This is a genomic window from Picosynechococcus sp. PCC 7002, from assembly GCF_963860125.1.
In the GTDB taxonomy this organism is placed as follows: Bacteria; Cyanobacteriota; Cyanobacteriia; order Cyanobacteriales; family MRBY01; genus MRBY01.
In genome coordinates, this window is sequence record NZ_CAWLFA010000001.1 from 2,990,726 (window position 1) to 3,008,047 (window position 17,322).

Consider the following 17,322-nt stretch of genomic DNA (forward strand, 5'->3'; position numbering starts at 1 on the left):
GAAAACGTTTATTTTTCCCTGACGTAAAAATCCCTCCTTTTGTTCAATGTCACCCACTAATGGGAGCGAACCGTAATTGTGTCAGTATTTAACCTCTCCTCCTTGGCTTTTTTCCTTGGGTAATATCAATTTAGCCAAAAACCTTGGACTTTTGAGAGACTCCCCTCCAGGGGAGAATACCCTCTGGCCACTTCCCTCTAGGGAGAATGGTCTAGGGGATTGGCTAAAATAACAATGGATAAGTCCTATCGCCCTCGTCGAGTCAGGTCACAAATGCTACAGGCACTTAATCGAATTACTTTTGATCCAAATATCATGGGTGGTAAAGCTTGCATCCGGGGAATGCGCATACCGGTTTCCCTGATTCTAAACCTGTTAGCAAATGGCAAAAGTTCAGCCGAGATTATTGATGATTATCCTTACCTAGAACCAGAAGATATTCAGCAGGTGATGCTCTATGCGGCCTGGCTAAGTGAGGACAAAATTATTCCTCTGAGGCAATCCAAGGCCTCATGAAATTTTTGGCAGACATGGGAATTTCGCCCAAGACAGTGCGCTGGCTACGCAACCAAGGCCATGATGCCATTCATCTCCTAGAGCAAGGTTTAGAAAAGCTTACCGATGCACAAATTTTAGAAAAAGCCCGTCAGGAAAATCGCATTATCTTGACCGTTGATCTCGACTTTGGGACTTTATTAGCACTGTCAAAGGCGAAGCTGCCGAGTGTCGTCATTTTTCGCTTAGGGAACGCCAGCCGTGAGGTCATTGAAAACCGTTTAGCATTCGTTTTAGAACTTAGAACAATGTTCCACAGAATTGCGACAAGGAGTTGCCATATCAGTTGATGATGAAAAAGTTCGGCTTCGTTCTTTACCCATGTAGACTACTCTAGGGGCACCCCTCTAATTCCCCTATGAGGACTATGAGGAGAGAATACCCTCCAGCCTGCGGCCACCTCCCTACAGGGAGAAGACACCCTCCGGCCTTTCGGCCACCTCCCTCTAGGGAGGATAGTTCGGGGAGGGAATAAAGGCGATAGACTGAAAGCTGTATTTAATCATGAGATCAGCCCGTCCCTATGAGTCTGTTTGCGGAACCCCCTGTCATCCCCGATTGTGCCTGGAAACGTCCCCTTGGTTTGGGATGGGATCACCCCTACACCGTCCGCTATGGCAGTAATTTAGACGATGGCCCCTGGCATGGGATGCCCCTCGGTGGGTTTGGGGCGGGTTGCATCGGGCGATCACCCCGGGGAGATTTTAATCTGTGGCATTTAGATGCGGGGGAACACACCTTTCGCAATGCTGGTGCTTGTCAATTTAGTGTCTTTGAACAGCCGGAGGGAGAAGCAGCCCAAGCCTACGCGATGAGTACCGTCGCCCCAGAGGATGGCACCTTGGACAGTTGGCAATGGTATCCCGCCAAAAAAGGTACCTATGCGGCCCTATACCCGCGCAGTTGGTACGAATATCAAGGGGCTTTCGCCGCAGAGCTGACCTGTGAGCAGTTTTCGCCGATTATTGCCCAGAATTACCAAGAAACCAGTTATCCCGTCGCTGTTTTTGAATGGACGGCCCACAATCCCACCGATAAGCCGATCACTGTCAGTATTATGATGACTTGGCAAAATATGGTGGGGTGGTTTACCAAGGCCCAAAAAACGCCGGAGGTGGTGCTGCGGGATGACGGCTCCCCGGTGTACGAATACCAATCCCGTTGGGGCGATAGCACTGGCAATTTAAACCAATGGGTGCAAGACCGCTACCGGGTGGGCTGCCTGCTGAATCGGGTGCGGCCCCATGCGGATCTCAGCGAAGGGGAAGGCCAACTGTGTTTTGCGACGGTGACGAATCCAACCCTGGAAGTCTTTTATCACAACCGTTGGAACCCGGTGGGGGATGGCCGCGATGTGTGGGATTATTTTGCCGGGAATGGCTCCCTGCCAGACATTGAAGATGAAACACCGGCTGCGCCTGGGGAACAAATTGCCGGGGCGATCGCCGTCCGTTTTACGCTCCGACCCGGCAAAACGAAGAAAATCCCCTTCTTTCTCGCCTGGGATTTGCCTGTGATGGAATTTGCGCCGGATATCACCTATTTTCGCCGCTACACAGACTTTTTTGGCCGGAGTGGGAATAATGTCTGGACAATGATCCGCACAGCGATGAAACATAGCGATCTCTGGAAAGAACGGATCGCGGCCTGGCAACAACCGATCCTGGGGCGGGATGATCTGCCGGATTGGCTAAAAATGGCCTTATTTAATGAGCTGTACCTCTTAACCCAGGGGGGCAGCCTCTGGACGGCGGCCACGGAAAATGATCCCGTCGGTCAGTTTGGGGTTTTAGAATGCCTCGACTACTGCTGGTACGAAAGCCTCGATGTGCGGATGTATGGTTCTTTTGGTTTGACGATGCTCTGGCCACGACTGGATAAAGCGGTGCTAGAAGCCTTTGCCCGGGCAATTCCCACCAGTGACGATACCCAACGGATGATCGGCTACAACAAGACCATGGCCACCCGCAAAGTCGCCGGGGCAACGCCCCATGATCTGGGGGCACCGAACGAACATCCTTGGGAAGCCACCAATTACACCGCCTACCAGGATTGCAACCTCTGGAAAGATTTGGGGTCAGATTTTGTCCTGCAAGTGTACCGGGATTTTGTGATGACCGGGGCCGAGGATACGGAATTTCTCTGGAGCTGTTGGGGAAGCGTCCTCACTGCCCTCGACTACCTGAAGACCTTTGACCTAGACGGCGATGGCATTCCCGAAAATGGAGGGGCACCGGATCAAACCTTTGATGACTGGAAACTGAAGGGGATCAGTGCCTACTGTGGGGGGCTGTGGATTGCGGCCCTCGAAGCGGCGATCGCCATGGCAAAAATCCTCCAACAAAGTCCCAGTCACTTTGAAGCACACCAAAATCAAGTCTCCGCAGCAGAATTTGAGCAGGCGATCGCCACCTACCAAACCTGGCTCGACCAGGCCCGGCCCCTTTACCAAGACATCCTCTGGAACGGCAGCTACTACACCCTGGATACGGGGAGTAATTCCCGCGTGGTGATGGCCGATCAACTATGCGGTCAATATTACACCCAACTACTCAGTCTTCCGGATGTGAACCCCGGCGATCGCACTGCCACAACCCTGGCTACCATTTACACTGCTTGTTTTGAAAAATTCCATGGCGGTCAATTTGGTGCAGCCAATGGCCTCAACCCCGACGGCACCCCCGAAAAAGAAAATGACACCCACCCCCTCGAAGTGTGGACAGGGATTAACTTTGGCATTGCCGCCCTGATGATTCGTAATGGGATGCAAACCGAAGCTCTGCGGATGGTGGAAGCCGTAGTGGAACAGGTTTATGACAATGGGTTACAGTTCCGCACCCCCGAAGCGATTACAGCCAATGGTACTTTCCGCGCCTGTCACTACCTACGGGCCATGGGGATCTGGGCGATCTACGATGCCTTAGGGGCAATCTAACGCCTCAACTAGGGGCAAAAGGGAAGATCCTCACCAAATTTGTCACCGTCCCCTGCTAGTTTTTACGAGCCAACAGGACAAAATAGGAATAGCGGGCAAAATTAGACTGCAATATTTTCCTCCCCCGGCCCGTGGAACTCCAGGCTGCTGATGAAACGTTTTCCCTTTTCCCAAGCCCTGATTTATCTTGGTGCTGCCTCGGTCTGTACCCTAGGGATTGCTGTGATCTTGGGTTGGTATTTGCGCCTGCCAGAAATCATTCAGCTTCATCCTAGTTTTGTGCCGATGCAGTTTAATACGGCCCTGGGGTTTGTGTTGGTGGGTCTGGCTATGTTTGCCTTGGGGCCGATGAAAAGAGTGGCGATCGCCCTGGCCGTTTTAATTGGTTTGTTGGGGGGGCTGACCTTGGCTGAATATATCTTTGGCCTAAACCTCCCCCTAGATGAACTCTTTATGCGCCATTACATCGTCGTCGCGACCTCCCATCCAGGACGCATGGCCCCGAACACCGCCCTCTGTTTTTTCCTGAGCAGCATTGGGTTGTTTTTGATTACGCAGCCGCAACAAAAAAGAAATTTGCTGGGGGGAAGTTTTTTGGGGGCGTCGGTGATGGGATTGGGGACGGTGGCTTGTTTGGGCTATCTTGCGAATATTGAGACGACCTACGGTTGGGGGAAGCTGACGCAAATGGCGGTTCATACCTCCAGTGGTTTTATCGTGGTGGGTCTGATCGTCATTCTCCAGGCGCGGCAGTTGAGTTTACAAATTCACCGTCGGGTATCAAATTTTTTCTTTCCTCTGGCATTGTTATGGCTGGGACTAACTTTGACGATCGCCCTGTGGCAGGCTTTTTTTTCCAAGAGATTGCTAGTGGCCGAGGACACCAGCCAGAGTTTATTTGAGCACCCGGTGGCCTGGGGAATCTTGATTTTAGGCAGTTCTTTGTCTTTGGTATTGGCGATCGCCGTGTGGTTTGCGATCCGTTTGCAGGCCCAGGTCGAAGCGTTAAAACAGGCCCAACAAGAAATTTTGATGTTAAATCAGGAACTGGAGGAACTTTCCCACTTGGATGGGCTGACGGGCATTGCTAACCGCCGCATGTTTGATCTCACCCTAACAAAGGAGTGGCAGCGGGCAGTGCGATATCAGTATCCTTTAGCTCTGATGATGATCGACATTGATTTTTTTAAAAACTACAACGATCACTATGGGCACCAAAAAGGGGATAAATGTATTCAACAGGTTTCCTCTTGGGTAAATTTGATGGCCCGTCGTCCAACGGACTTGGCGGCCCGCTATGGAGGGGAAGAATTTGTGCTGCTATTGACCAATGTCGATTTTGCGAGCGCGAAAAACATTGCCCAGGAACTGATCAAGGCGATCACCAAGGCGAAGATTCCCCACCCAAAGTCGCCGATCAGTGAATTTATTACCATCAGCATCGGTCTCCACGTGGCCCAACCCCAACCCCAGGCGGATATGGGGCATTTCATTTTTCAGGCCGACAAAGCTTTATATCAAGCGAAACATGAAGGGCGCAATCGCATTGTGACATCGAGGGTTTCGGGGTAGAACATCACCCCTCTAGCTCCCCTCCAGGGGCTACTGTGTACACACAAGTGTGGATTGAGCGAGCTTCCATCCATGGAAGATAGATTCAAACTGGTATAGCCCCCTCCACAAAGTTCGGATGCCAGGAGGAGACTGGGAGCGATACCCAGACCATCCTCCTAAACGGCCAATTAGCCAAGTTGCCCAAGACAACGAAGCTGAAGCATGAGGATTTTGCTGCTTTTGAGTTTTCCCCTGCAATGTCGGAGCTAGTTGCCTGAGACATTCCTGCTCTTCAGGACTAAATACCACCTGAGCAACAAGGCTGGAATCATCTCGACCCTCTAGAAGCTGCAACACCCTTAGGGCCACGGACAAAGCTAAAACTGTCAGTCGTTCAATGGCACTAACCGACTCTAACTGCGTGGATTCTAAATCCAATCCAGACCGCTTCAAAGTGCCAAAAAGTTGCTCAATTCGCCAGCGCCAACGATACCATTCAATCACTTGTAAAGCTTGCTCTAGACTGACGACCCGATGAGTTGTAAGCAATCGCCAATGAATGGGGTCTTGTCCTACGGGAGGATTGACTTCCTTTGCTTCTACGGCATACAGCTGTACCTTCTCGGGATAATCCTGAGCTTCCACTGTATCTGGCCGTTGAATCTGAACTGGAGTCATCCGTACCGCTAACCAAGCTTCGCGGGCAGTACGTCCCAATCGAGAATCTGCCACTACCTGCACCGAATAAGTCCCTTCGCAGTGCTGTGCGCTTAAGTATTCATACAGGGATTGCTGCTCATCCCAGAGGCGACGGTCCCGACAAGCTCTCACTAAAACATGGGTTTGGTCATTGGGAACTCGCACCCATTCTTGATATATGTCATTTTCGCGGTCGCCCACATGGGTTACTTGTTTCACTCCCCCGTTTTTCAGACAGGGCTCAGATGCTTCGGCAGACAGTAGCCATTTGTAGGATTCTTTCTCTTCAATCGGTAGCTTTAGGTAACGTCGTTGATGCTTATTGGGACGAACTGCTTTTCGGCTCCATATTTGGATATTACTGAGACCTAGGGGAAACCCTGTTTCGGCGTTCACGATTAAAGTCGGGTGAATAAAAAAGCCGACATCTTGGTTATTGCCTACCACTCCTAATCCTTCTGGGTTGATTCGTCCTACATGGGCTTGTAGGTTAACCTCACTGCTATCACTAATGGCCAGGACGTGGAGTCCTCCCACTTGTTGTTGGCAGGCGTCAGACACGCTCTGTATCAACTCACATAGGCTGACATTGTCGTTGTCAAGGAAACGATAGTACCCCACTTGTTCTGCTCGATTTCGGCTCAGGGCGCGGATATTTACTGATTGATGGTCTTGCATCGCTTCATACAATGCCGCCCCCTTTTTTCTAGGCGAGGGTCGCCAAAGGAGCTGCCGCTCATTTGTGTAGCGTGAATCAGGATTGGATTATCCATTGGAATTTCCTGCCTCTCGACTCCTCCATTTTAGTTCACCCTACTTGTGTGTACACAGTAGCCTCCAGGGGAGAACACCCTCCGGCCTAGCGGCCACCTTCCCTAGGGAAGGATCTATTTAGTGGGGGGATAGGCCATTTTGGTTTGGACTTCGGCAGCACGGCTAAACCAACGCACCAACATCCCCGCTAGGCGTTCGTGGTTGTGGCGGACATAGCCTGTGTCTGGGTCTTCGTCCATGATGTTGGCAATCACCACCCGTCGCCTCAGTCGCCCCACTTCTTCGCGGTCGAGAAATACAGGATGGGAACGTTCGAGGGCATATTTACGGAGGGCCGCTTCCGACGGCGATCGCTGGTGGACAAGGACAGCATCAAAGAGTTTTTTGCCACAGGCGCGGTCAATGGCCTTGATGTGGTCAGCGACGGTATAACCATCGGTTTCCCCCGGTTGGGTCATGATATTGCAGACATAAATCCGGGGGGCACCACTACGGGCGATCGCCTCACGAATTTCCGGGACTAACAAATTGGGGATCACGCTTGTATAGAGGCTCCCCGGCCCCATGATAATAAAGTCGGCTTCTTCAATGGCCTTGACTGCTGCGGGGAGGGCTGGCGGATTTTCGGGCCAACAACCCAACTCCATAATGTGTCCCCCAGCCTCTGGAATATTAGATTCTCCTTCTATAACTCGGCCATCGGCCATCCTCGCCCAAAGCTTCACATCACTGAGGGTCGCTGGCAAAACCCGGCCCCGGATGGCTAAAACCTTGGAACTGGCCAGCACTGCCTGTTCGAGATCCCCGGTAATTTCGCTCATGGCCGTGAGAAATAAATTACCAAAACTATGGCCCACCAACCCATCGCCAGCCTTAAAACGATATTGAAATAATTCCGTGAGGAGTCTTTCTTCGTCCGCAAAGGCTGCGAGACAGTTGCGGATATCCCCCGGTGGCAGGACACCGATTTCCCGGCGCAGTCGCCCCGAAGAACCACCATCGTCGGCCACAGTCACCACGGCGGTAATGTTGCTGCTGTATTTTTTGAGGCCCCGCAACAGGGTAGAGAGGCCCGTTCCCCCACCAATGGCGACAATTTTTGGCCCTTTATTTAAGCGCCGGTGGTTGTGGAGCATATCAACTAATTCTTCGTCCCCATCGGGATTTAGTACCGTGGTAATCGCCCCAAAGGTACGATTTTGGCCCCAGAAGATCAGGCTTAGACCAGCGGCGATCGCCACCGGCCCAGAAATATTACTCGGTACTACTGCCGTTAACCATTGCAGGAGTGCGCCCATCAAGGCCAACAGCCGGGAGACGGGGGTTAAATTGAGCCAAATCGCCAACCCCAACGCCGTAAATAGAACCCCCAAAGCACTCATCAAGAGCCATCGCTTGACCGAGAGGCCTGGCATCATCCATTTGAGCCAATGGTTGAGGCGATATTGTGGGTGATTTTTAGTGACTGCCATTGGTCGTGGATAAGCCCGGAGGTTTTTGCGGAAAGGACGACGAAATGGGTTGATCAGCATAATGGTGCATCGTTGAACAGCAGAGTCACCCCAGGGGGAGCATCGCTTAGGGTTGTTAAAAAAAAGAACACCCCAAGATCAAACAGGAAAAGAACCCCTTTTTTACAAAAATTTCCAGAATTTTTGCTTAGGTCTACCATAGGGCGGAATGGCGCTTCTGAATGTAACAAACTCCACTCCTATGCTCTTGATTTGCGGGGTAACAGTCAAATGATGGGCAGAATTTAGATTTTTGGTGGACTGGCCCCGTCACCATGAGTATAGGCATTTAAATAGGGGGAGCGAGGGGAAATTTCCCCCAGAAACCTAAAAAAAGCCTAAAATTTTCTATTGATAAATTACTTTTTAGTGATATACTTATATTTAACGGCCAGCTTAGTCACTCAGCTGCTGTCTTTGTGAACCATGCTCTTTCGCCAACTTTTTGACTACGAAACCTATACTTACACCTATCTTGTGGCTGATCCTGAAAGTGGTGAGGCGGCCTTGATTGACCCCGTGCTTGAGCAAGTGGAACGGGATCTTCAGCTTCTGCAAGAACTGGGTTTGACGTTAAAGTATTGTCTCGAAACCCATGTCCATGCTGACCATGTGACGGGGACGAGTCGGCTCCGGGAAAAAACGAACTGTTTAGGGGTTGTGCCCCAGGGGGCAGAAGTCGCCTGTGCGGATCGTTCCGTTGTCGATGGGGAAGTGCTCAAGGTCGGTTCTATCGAAATTCAGGCGATCGCCACCCCAGGCCATACCGATAGTCACATGGCGTTTTTGGCCGATGGCACCCATCTTTTCACGGGGGATGCGTTGTTTATCCGGGGTTGTGGCCGTACTGATTTCCAGAGTGGGGATGCGGGCACCCTCTACGATTCGATTCAAAAATTGTTTAACTTGCCGCCCGAAACCTTGGTTTATCCGGGCCATGACTACCGGGGCCAGGTGGTTTCGACCATTGCCGAAGAAAAGCAATTTAACCCCCGCCTCAAAGGCGATCGCCAAGCCTTTGTTCACCTGATGGATAACCTCAACCTCCCCGACCCGAAAAAGATTATGGAAGCAGTGCCCGCAAATCAAGCCTGTGGCAATATTTAACTCTTTTTCCCCATTTAACTCTTTTTCCCTGGCAAGCAAGCCATTTTTCGTCTCGGATTACACCCAATCATCACCATTTTTTTTAGTGCAATGACTACTACCCAACAACAACAATTACTTGAACTTTCACCTGCTGAGTTTGCCGCCCAGGTCAATTCTCCCAATACCGTCGTTTTCGATGTGCGCGAACAGGCTGAATACGCGAGAGAACATGTGGCGGGAGCGCAAAATATTCCCCTGTCTCGCTTGACCGTAGACACCGTGCCCCAGACAACGAAAAAAGTGATCCTTTATTGTCAAAGCGGCAATCGCTCCCGACGGGCGGCCAAACTATTCTTTGCGGCAGGCTATTACCAAGTGGCCCATTTTGACGGCGGATTTACGGCCTGGAAAGGCGCTAACTTGCCCTACAACGAAGATAAAAAAGCGCCTTTACCGATGATGCGCCAGGTGCAAATTGTCGCTGGGGGTCTAGTCCTCGCCGGTACGTTACTCAGTGCGTTTATCTCTCCTTGGTTTTTGCTACTCACCGGATTTGTCGGCTCTGGGTTAATGTTTGCGGGCTTTACGGGCTTCTGCGGTATGGCGAAAATTTTGGCCCGTCTCCCCTACAACCGCGTCAAATAAGTTTAACGAACGACATTGCTCCCCACAGTTGCTGGGGGCTTTTTTTTGGAGGATAGAAATAATGCAGCTCTTGGGATATTTTTTAGCGGCTTGTATTGGCATCAGTCTGGGTTTGATGGGGGGCGGTGGTTCGGTGTTGGCGGTGCCGATCTTGGTCTATGTGATGGGGGTTGACCCGAAAAGTGCGATCGCCATGACGTTGTTTATCGTCGGCATTGTCAGTGCGGTGGGGTTGGTGCCCCACTGGCGACAGGGGAATATTAACTTGAAAAAAGCAGGGATTTTTGGCTCGGCGACCATGGTCGGGGCTTTCCTGGGGGCGCAGTTAACCCGGTTGCCTTTCATCACAGGGACGGTGCAGCTATTGCTGTTTGCGGTGATGATGTTGATCGCGGCGATTTTTATGATTCGTAAAAGTGGCAAGGCGATCGCCCATCCAGCGAATGAGCCACACCTTGAAGATTATCCGGCCCCGGTGTGCCGCTACTGTTGGCTGTGGTTGCTCACGGAAGGTTTGGGAATCGGCATTTTGACGGGGCTAGTGGGGGTTGGTGGTGGCTTCGCGATTGTGCCGGCCCTGGTGCTGCTCGGTAAAACGGAAATGAAGGAGGCGGTGGGCACGTCCCTGGTGATTATTGTGATGAATGCGATCGCCGGATTCCTGGGTTACTTTGGCCAGGCTGATGTGGTTTTTGATTGGCATCTGATGGTGAACTTTACCTTTGTGGCGAGCCTGGGAATTTTGCTCGGCGGCTACAGTGGGCGCTATTTCAATGCAAAACAACTTCAAAAGGGTTTTGGGTATTTTCTCTTGGCGGTGGCGGCTTTTATTTTGTTTCAACAGCGCGATCGCCTACCCCGGTTGACTACCTTGCCCGAAACGACTGTGGCGATCGCCCAACAGAAATAGACAATTCCCTTAGCGAAAGCAATCTTTTGGTTTTAATTTTCCACGGAAAAAAATTGGAGTAGATACCCCAGATTTACTTTTTTCCCATCACCATGTTACATTTCTACACATAACGCCTTTGATTTTCATAAACTAAAATTAAAGCAAGCCAACATTTTTCGCGCGTAGCCACCCCGCTAGTCCGAGGTTTGACCCCGAACCGCCAACGTTTTTGAGATAGCAATTGGCATCTACAGCGCAATGATTGTGGCCCTTAATGAAAGAAAACATTCTCACAGAAACAGCGAACATCCAATTATCTGATGGCAAGTAGCTTGGTTTCTTTCCCCGAAAAAATGTTCCGTCAACGCCCTGAGATGCTGAGTGAATATGTCTCTTAACAACCTTCCCGCCCAAAATGATGTTTCCTCTGGCCTACAAAATCCCGGAGAAATCACGACGATTCTCGTCATTGAAGACGACTACGTTATCCGTAAACTGACTCGAAAAATTCTCACGAATGCTGGCTACATCGTTATCGAAGCGAATGATGGCGAAAAAGGAATTCAAGCAGCCAAGGAATATCACCCGGATCTGATCATCTGCGATGTGATGATGCCCCATTTGAGTGGTTATGACGTTCTGGCACGGCTCCAGCAACAGGAAGCAACGGAAATGATTCCCTTCATTTTTTTGACGGCCCAAGCAGAGGGTCAGCAACTCCGCCAGGGAATGGCATCCGGAGCCGATGATTATTTGATGAAACCGATCCAAGCTGCAGAACTTCTCAAGGCTGTCGAAGTACGTCTCAATAAATACTCCAAGGTCAAACAATACTATTCCGAGCAGTTAAACCAACTGAGTGAGAAAGATAGTCTCACCGGTCTACCGAATCAAAATAGGATTACCTATGCTTTTGAAAAGGTGGTGGCACAGTTACCCCTCGGTCAAGAAGATAGTGAGACAGTGCCCTCCACTCCGCTTCTCTCCATTGGTCTAGACCGCTTTCAACTCCTCAACGAATACCTTGGCCACGGTATTGTCAGCGCTTTACTCAAGCAGGTAGGCGATCGCCTACAACAAACCTTAGAGAAATACGGCACTGTCGTTAGTCTCAACACTTCAGAATTTTGTGCGATTCTTCATCCCCTAGAACATCGCCATGAAATCGTCAATATTGCCGAAGAAATCCTCGCGGCCTTTAGTTCCCCCTTTACCACAGAAGACCAACAGGATGTCTTTATCAGCCTCAGCATCGGCATCGCCCTCTACATCAGAGATGGCATTACCCTTGATGAACTGCTCAGTAATGCCCACACAGCCATGTTGCGAGTTCAAAAACAGGGAGGCAATCAACACGCCTTTTATTCCGTCGCAATGAACGTGGGCCGCTTGAATACGGTTTCCCTCGAAGCTGACCTGCGGCAAGCTCTCGAACGCAACGAGCTCGAAGTTGTTTACCAGCCGAAGATGAACTTGCAAACGGGCAAGGTGGTTGGTGCCGAAGCCCTCTTACGCTGGTTTCACCCAACCCGTGGTTTGGTTTTGCCCAATCAATTTATTTCCCTGGCCGAAGAAACCGGTTTGATCATCCCGATTGGGGAATATGTCATGGAAGAAGCCTGTTGCCAATTGCGTCGTTGGCAGCTTGCGGGCCTCAAGGACTTTTATATGTCGATCAATCTTTCGGCGAAACAATTTACCCAACTAAATCTGCACCATCGCCTCAGCCAAATTATGATCAATAACCAGTTGCAACCCCAAGATATCCAACTGGAATTGACAGAAAGCACCCTCGTGAACAATGGGGAAGTATCGATACGACGTTTAAAGGCTTTGCGGTCTTTGGGTTTGAAAATTGCTTTAGATGATTTTGGCACGGGTTATTCTTCTTTAAGCTATTTGCAGCAGTTTTCCTTTGATACCCTCAAGCTAGATCGCTCCTTTATCCATGGGATTCATCGAAACCATGTCAATGCAACGATCATCACCGCAATTATTGAAATGGCCCACAATCTCAACCTTAAGGTAGTTGCTGAAGGGGTTGAAGATGAGGGAGAGTTGGAATTTTTGACGCGATTTAACTGTGATGAAATCCAGGGCTTTTTGTTTAGTCGTCCCATCAAAGCAGAGGAGTTTTTGAGCTCTCCTTTTATGGATCTGGAGCCCTATAGTTCTCCTTTTATGGATCTTGAAGCCTATACGGATGTTGCTTAAGTAACCGAACGGTTCCTTTGAACCCGATTAAATCAAATCAAGAAATAAGATCACCCCGGTCAAAGTTTTCAGAAAACAGCACCATGGTGATCTTGTTTTTTTGTGAGTTATCTTCTGGGCAGACCCAAATGCATTTTTTGAATAGCAGGAAGGAGAAGTTCTGCCTGGGGTTGGGGAGTCGGGGTCACAATAGTGCCAGGTAGACAAGGGCCAAGTTGGAAATTTACTTCCTGGGGACGGGGTTGCCAACCTTCTGGACAGGTCAGAGGTTTAGGTTGGGCTTGGGCGGAGGGGAGCGGTGTTGCAACCATGCCAGGGTTAATCGGCCCGGTCGGTGTTGTTCTCAGCCAACAGTGGTGCTGGGGTAAATTACTTGGACAGCCGACAGAAGGCAGGGGGCCAGTACTAGAAAGGGGGGCGGCATTCGCACTAAAGCTACTGCCCATTAGAATCATGGTGCCAAGCATTAAACCTTTGCCAATGGTGTGTCGTGTGATTTTCATTGATCTGTTCTCCGAAGGATATGTTTCATTTCGTGGTGCTATGTAGTGGCCGGGTAGCAGACCCTATGCACTTGGCGATCGCCTAACCCACAACCTACGGGAGAACACAAAACTGCGTCGGCCTTCTTCCTTAAAATTTCAAAGCTTGGGCCGTTTTGACCAGTTGGATAAATTCACTGCGATAGCCTTCGGGATCTGCTCCTTTGCTGCCTTGGGCCAGTTCTAAAACTTGATCAAAGGAACTTTCGCCACGGTAGGGGGAGTCCCGCAATAGCATCCCAAATTCCGCTACCGCCGCCGCAAATCGAAAATCTGGAGAGGCTTGATCTAGGGGTTTACTGTCATTGGCGATCGCCTGGGTGATCAGTGCTGAATTATCGCCAGTGGGGGGTTTATAGCGGAGCTTCAATTGCAGCAATTCCCCCGCAAAATTCCCCGAATTGGATTGCGTTTCTTGGTATTTCAAATCATCCACCGTCGGCAACTCCACGGGCGAGTCAACACCCACCGGCACAATTTCATAGAGAGCCGTCACCGTATGGCCAGCCCCCAATTCCCCCGCATCTTTGGTGTCGTCATTAAAATCTTGGGCTGTCAACAGGCGATTTTCGTAACCCAACAAACGATAAGCTTGCACCTGGGTCGGGTTAAATTCCACCTGAATTTTCACATCCTTTGCCAAAGTTAAAAGCGTGCCGCCCATTTCCGTCACTAGCACCTTTTTCGCTTCAAGGATGTTGTCGATGTAAGCGTAATTCCCATTACCGTTATTGGCGAGCTGCTCCATCTTGGCATCCTTGAGATTGCCTGTACCAAAGCCTAGCACCGTCAGAAAAATATCCTGTTCCCGCTTTTGTTCGATCAGACGAATTAGTTCTGCATCGCTGGACATCCCCACATTAAAATCCCCATCGGTGGCCAGGATAATCCGGTTGTTGCCATTGTCGAGGAAATTGTCCGCCGCCTCCTGGTAAGCCAATTCAATGCCTTCACCACCCGCCGTGGAACCCCCTGCTTCTAAGTTATCCAAGGCCGCCAGAATGGTTTCTTTTTCGGCTCCAGACGTCGAGGGCAAGACTAAACCCGCTGCCCCGGCATACACCACAATGGAAACGCGATCCTCCGGGCGCAATTCATTCACTAACAGTCGAAAGGCCGATTTCAGCAGAGGCAATTTATCGGGATCATTCATCGACCCCGACACATCAAAGAGAAACACCAAATTGCTGGGGGGAAGGGCTTCATTTTCAATTTCCTGGCCCTTAATACCAATGCGGAGGAGTTGGTGCTGGGGTTGCCAGGGGGCTTGGGAGAGTTCAGTGTTGATGGCGAAGGGTTGATTGTCTGGAGCGGGATAGTCGTAGGTGAAATAGTTAATCATCTCCTCCAAGCGCACCGCATCGGCAGGGGGAAGTTGACCATCATCTAAAAAGCGCCTGACATTACTATAGGCTCCAGAATCTACATCAAGGGCAAAGGTAGATAGAGGTTCGGTGCGCACCAATTGGAAAGGATTGTCACGGATGAGGTTGTAATCTTCTTGGGAGAGATCCGGCACTTCCTGGGGAATTTCTCCGTCGGGGGTTGGCATCACCGGCATGGACTCCGTTTCTGCCACTTGGGGGGCCATGGCATCCATCCCTGTGTCTGAAGTTCTCTGGGAGGCCATCTGACAGCCCGCGAGGATCTGTCCCCCTAACAAACAACCACTGAGGAGGAGGGTGAGGGAACGTTGGGACAACGGTTTACGAGATGATGAAGTGGCCATGGGCTGACCTCCAGGAGAAGAATTACCTTCAACCTAACACCGTCTTTTGGGGCGATCGCCTAGGTTCAAAAAACTGTAACGGCAGGAGTCAATGGGGATTGAATTCCCTGGGCAATCGTGGGTTAGAATGAAACACGCTCAACGCCAGTGCTTACCATGTCCCTCAGTCTTTACAATACCCTCCATCGCCGTTCTGAACCCTTTGAACCCCTCGAAGCTAATCTGGTGCGGATGTACTGCTGTGGGATTACGGTATATGACTATTGCCACCTGGGTCACGCACGCACCTGTTTGATCTGGGATGTGGTGCGACGTTACTTGCAATGGTCAGGCTATGAGGTGCATTACATCCAAAATTTCACTGATATTGACGACAAAATCCTCAATCGGGCGCGGGCAGAAAAAAGTTCCATGGGGGCGATCGCCGAAAAATTTATCGAAGCCTATTTCGAGGATATGGAAGCGCTGCATATCCAACCTGCCGACGAATACCCCCGGGCAACCCACAGTTTAGATGGGATTCAAAAGCTGATCCACGACCTAGAACAACGGGGTTTTGCCTACGCCTCCCAGGGGGATGTGTACTATGCGGTGCGCAAGTTTGATGGCTATGGAAAACTCTCTGGCCGCAAATTAGACGATATGCAAGCAGGGGCCAGCGGTCGTGTCAATGAAGATCCTGACGCGCCGAAAAAACATGACCCCTTTGATTTTGCCCTCTGGAAAGCCGCCAAAGCAGGGGAACCCGCCTGGGATTCTCCCTGGGGTGCTGGTCGTCCCGGTTGGCACATTGAATGTTCGGCGATGGTGCGCGATCGCCTAGGGGAAACCATTGATATCCATGTGGGGGGCAGTGATTTAATCTTTCCGCACCACGAAAACGAGATCGCCCAGTCGGAAGCCGCAACGGGTCAGCCTTTAGCAAAATATTGGCTGCACAATGGCATGGTGAAGGTGGAAGGGGAAAAAATGTCCAAATCCCTCGGTAACTTCATCACGATTCGGGAGCTGCTGAAAAAATATGACCCGATGGCCGTGCGTTTGTTCATCCTCCAGGCCCACTACACCAAGCCCCTGGATTTCACCGACGAAGCTCTCACCGCTGCGACCAAGGGCTGGGAAACCCTCAATGATGCGCTTTTGTTTGGGGCAGAACATTTGGATACGAACAATATCACCGCCGACAAGGGCATCCTGGCGAAATTTAAAGCGATTGTTGACAATGACCTCAATTTTTCTGGCGGCTTGGCGATTCTCTTTGAACTGGCGAAAGAACTGAAAAAAGAGAAAAATATCCTCGTCCACGAAGGTAAACTTCAGCAAAATCCGCAAATTCTCGCCTCCCTCTGGCTCACCCTTAAGGAATTGGCCGATATCCTCGGTTTTGTCCCGGAAACAAAGCAACAGGCCGCTGGTTTAACCGATGCTGAAATTGAAGACTTGATCCAACAGCGTAAGGACGCTCGCGCCAATAAAAACTATGCAGAAGGCGATCGCCTCCGGGATTTACTCGCCGAAAAAGGGATTGTGCTGGTGGACAAACCAGGCGGTATTACCGAGTGGCACCGGGAGTAAAAAAAGAACTCTTAGTCCCCCTTATGAAGGGGGATTTAGGGGGATGTAAATTCTCAAACTTTTACTGAGGCAAAATCCCATGACAAATTTCTTTGGGTTCGAGCAGGACTTCATTGCATCGCTGCGCTGCATTCCGATGATCCTGCGCTACAAACTCGATACCTGTGGCGTCAAAATGAAACTCGACCATTGGCACAAACTCACAGAGGCCGAAAAAACCCAATTGATTCAGATGCCCTGTGAAACCCCTGCTGAGGTGCAGTTCTACCACGAAACGCTCCAAGGACTGATTACAGAGAAAACTGGCACACCAGCCAAAGTCCTAGCCATTGACCCAAATCCCCCTTGGTTACAAACAGACATTCCCGCCCAAGTGCTTGAAAAAGCTCGCAGTTGCAACGTAGAAATTACTCCCGATCAATGGCAAGCCCTAACACCCCTGCAACGATTTGCCCTGCTTAAACTAAGTCGTCCCAGCCACGAAAACCACAACTTTGTCCCTGCTCTACGAGAATTTGGAGTGTTGCCAGGAGTTCACACTGAGAAAAATTGAGCTACATTGAAAAGCCCAACCCCCTGTTCCCGTCTATTTCGTAGGATCAATCACG

General features: G+C 50.5%; 14 protein-coding genes. 10 read left to right on the top strand and 4 right to left on the bottom strand.

Annotation, left to right across the window (positions count from 1 at the left end; translation table 11 throughout):
* Nucleotides 1–273 precede the first annotated feature (273 nt).
* From AACQ84_RS14360 to AACQ84_RS14375, 4 genes are all read left to right on the top strand, one after another.
* Entirely contained in the window at nt 274–516 is a 243-nt protein-coding gene (locus AACQ84_RS14360) for a DUF433 domain-containing protein (RefSeq protein WP_012308446.1), read from the top strand.
* Nucleotides 513–845 (top strand): DUF5615 family PIN-like protein, encoded by a 333-nt coding sequence (locus AACQ84_RS14365; RefSeq protein ID WP_012308447.1) that lies wholly within the window; start codon nt 513–515, stop codon nt 843–845. The genes AACQ84_RS14360 and AACQ84_RS14365 overlap by 4 nt, the downstream gene beginning before the upstream one ends.
* A 233-nt stretch (nt 846–1,078) precedes the next feature.
* Nucleotides 1,079–3,490 carry a GH116 family glycosyl hydrolase gene (locus tag AACQ84_RS14370; protein WP_012308448.1) on the top strand — a complete coding sequence of 804 codons (2,412 nt, stop codon included), beginning with the start codon at nt 1,079–1,081 and terminating at the stop codon, nt 3,488–3,490.
* Between the two features lie 150 nt (nt 3,491–3,640).
* The gene (locus AACQ84_RS14375; protein WP_012308449.1) at nt 3,641–5,062 is read left to right on the top strand and encodes a GGDEF domain-containing protein; all 1,422 of its coding nucleotides are present in this window, start codon (nt 3,641–3,643) and stop codon (nt 5,060–5,062) included.
* A gap of 30 nt (nt 5,063–5,092) precedes the next feature.
* Here the strand turns inward: AACQ84_RS14375 and AACQ84_RS14380 are convergent, their stop codons facing one another.
* Together AACQ84_RS14380 and AACQ84_RS14385 are read right to left on the bottom strand one after the other, a co-directional pair.
* On the bottom strand, nt 5,093–6,421 hold the full coding sequence (locus AACQ84_RS14380; RefSeq protein ID WP_012305554.1) for an IS4-like element ISSysp3 family transposase: 1,329 nt from the start codon (nt 6,419–6,421) through the stop codon (nt 5,093–5,095).
* A 209-nt stretch (nt 6,422–6,630) separates the two neighbouring features.
* Complete coding sequence (locus AACQ84_RS14385; protein WP_012308450.1) at nt 6,631–8,049, bottom strand: gluconeogenesis factor YvcK family protein; 1,419 nt, start codon at nt 8,047–8,049, stop codon at nt 6,631–6,633.
* Nucleotides 8,050–8,454: 405 nt separating this feature from the next.
* Here AACQ84_RS14385 and AACQ84_RS14390 point away from each other — a divergent pair, with 405 nt between their 5' ends.
* The 4 genes from AACQ84_RS14390 to AACQ84_RS14405 all read left to right on the top strand — a co-directional run bounded on the left by AACQ84_RS14390 (nt 8,455) and on the right by AACQ84_RS14405 (nt 12,868).
* Nucleotides 8,455–9,135 carry an MBL fold metallo-hydrolase gene (locus AACQ84_RS14390; protein WP_012308451.1) on the top strand — a complete coding sequence of 227 codons (681 nt, stop codon included), beginning with the start codon at nt 8,455–8,457 and terminating at the stop codon, nt 9,133–9,135.
* 90 nt (nt 9,136–9,225) lie between these two features.
* The gene (locus AACQ84_RS14395; protein WP_012308452.1) at nt 9,226–9,762 is read left to right on the top strand and encodes a rhodanese-like domain-containing protein; all 537 of its coding nucleotides are present in this window, start codon (nt 9,226–9,228) and stop codon (nt 9,760–9,762) included.
* A 61-nt stretch (nt 9,763–9,823) separates the two neighbouring features.
* On the top strand, nt 9,824–10,672 hold the full coding sequence (locus AACQ84_RS14400) for a sulfite exporter TauE/SafE family protein (protein ID WP_012308453.1): 849 nt from the start codon (nt 9,824–9,826) through the stop codon (nt 10,670–10,672).
* Between the two features lie 369 nt (nt 10,673–11,041).
* Entirely contained in the window at nt 11,042–12,868 is a 1,827-nt protein-coding gene (locus AACQ84_RS14405; RefSeq protein ID WP_234991432.1) for a two-component system response regulator, read from the top strand.
* 107 nt (nt 12,869–12,975) lie between these two features.
* Here AACQ84_RS14405 and AACQ84_RS14410 read toward each other — a convergent pair whose 3' ends face one another.
* Together AACQ84_RS14410 and AACQ84_RS14415 are read right to left on the bottom strand one after the other, a co-directional pair.
* On the bottom strand, nt 12,976–13,371 hold the full coding sequence (locus AACQ84_RS14410) for a hypothetical protein (RefSeq protein ID WP_012308455.1): 396 nt from the start codon (nt 13,369–13,371) through the stop codon (nt 12,976–12,978).
* 130 nt (nt 13,372–13,501) lie between these two features.
* Entirely contained in the window at nt 13,502–15,139 is a 1,638-nt protein-coding gene (locus AACQ84_RS14415) for a vWA domain-containing protein (protein ID WP_012308457.1), read from the bottom strand.
* A 156-nt stretch (nt 15,140–15,295) separates the two neighbouring features.
* On the opposite strand from AACQ84_RS14415, the gene cysS reads away from it, so the two are divergent.
* Complete coding sequence (cysS, locus tag AACQ84_RS14420) at nt 15,296–16,714, top strand: cysteine--tRNA ligase (RefSeq protein WP_012308458.1); 1,419 nt, start codon at nt 15,296–15,298, stop codon at nt 16,712–16,714.
* Between the two features lie 79 nt (nt 16,715–16,793).
* The gene (locus AACQ84_RS14425; protein WP_012308459.1) at nt 16,794–17,267 is read left to right on the top strand and encodes a nitrate reductase associated protein; all 474 of its coding nucleotides are present in this window, start codon (nt 16,794–16,796) and stop codon (nt 17,265–17,267) included.
* The last annotated feature ends 55 nt before the right edge of the window (nt 17,268–17,322 follow it).

Bases quoted from the DNA above. Each gene is read 5' to 3' on its own strand.
- AACQ84_RS14390 (WP_012308451.1), top strand. From the start codon at position 8,455: ATGCTCTTTCGCCAACTTTTTGACTACGAAACCTATACTTACACCTAT.
- AACQ84_RS14385 (WP_012308450.1), bottom strand. From the start codon at position 8,049: ATGCTGATCAACCCATTTCGTCGTCCTTTCCGCAAAAACCTCCGGGCT.
- AACQ84_RS14380 (WP_012305554.1), bottom strand. From the start codon at position 6,421: ATGCAAGACCATCAATCAGTAAATATCCGCGCCCTGAGCCGAAATCGA.
- AACQ84_RS14425 (WP_012308459.1), top strand. From the start codon at position 16,794: ATGACAAATTTCTTTGGGTTCGAGCAGGACTTCATTGCATCGCTGCGC.
- AACQ84_RS14365 (WP_012308447.1), top strand. From the start codon at position 513: ATGAAATTTTTGGCAGACATGGGAATTTCGCCCAAGACAGTGCGCTGG.
- AACQ84_RS14400 (WP_012308453.1), top strand. From the start codon at position 9,824: ATGCAGCTCTTGGGATATTTTTTAGCGGCTTGTATTGGCATCAGTCTG.
- AACQ84_RS14360 (WP_012308446.1), top strand. From the start codon at position 274: ATGCTACAGGCACTTAATCGAATTACTTTTGATCCAAATATCATGGGT.
- AACQ84_RS14375 (WP_012308449.1), top strand. From the start codon at position 3,641: ATGAAACGTTTTCCCTTTTCCCAAGCCCTGATTTATCTTGGTGCTGCC.
- AACQ84_RS14370 (WP_012308448.1), top strand. From the start codon at position 1,079: ATGAGTCTGTTTGCGGAACCCCCTGTCATCCCCGATTGTGCCTGGAAA.
- AACQ84_RS14395 (WP_012308452.1), top strand. From the start codon at position 9,226: ATGACTACTACCCAACAACAACAATTACTTGAACTTTCACCTGCTGAG.
- AACQ84_RS14410 (WP_012308455.1), bottom strand. From the start codon at position 13,371: ATGAAAATCACACGACACACCATTGGCAAAGGTTTAATGCTTGGCACC.
- cysS (WP_012308458.1), top strand. From the start codon at position 15,296: ATGTCCCTCAGTCTTTACAATACCCTCCATCGCCGTTCTGAACCCTTT.
- AACQ84_RS14415 (WP_012308457.1), bottom strand. From the start codon at position 15,139: ATGGCCACTTCATCATCTCGTAAACCGTTGTCCCAACGTTCCCTCACC.
- AACQ84_RS14405 (WP_234991432.1), top strand. From the start codon at position 11,042: ATGTCTCTTAACAACCTTCCCGCCCAAAATGATGTTTCCTCTGGCCTA.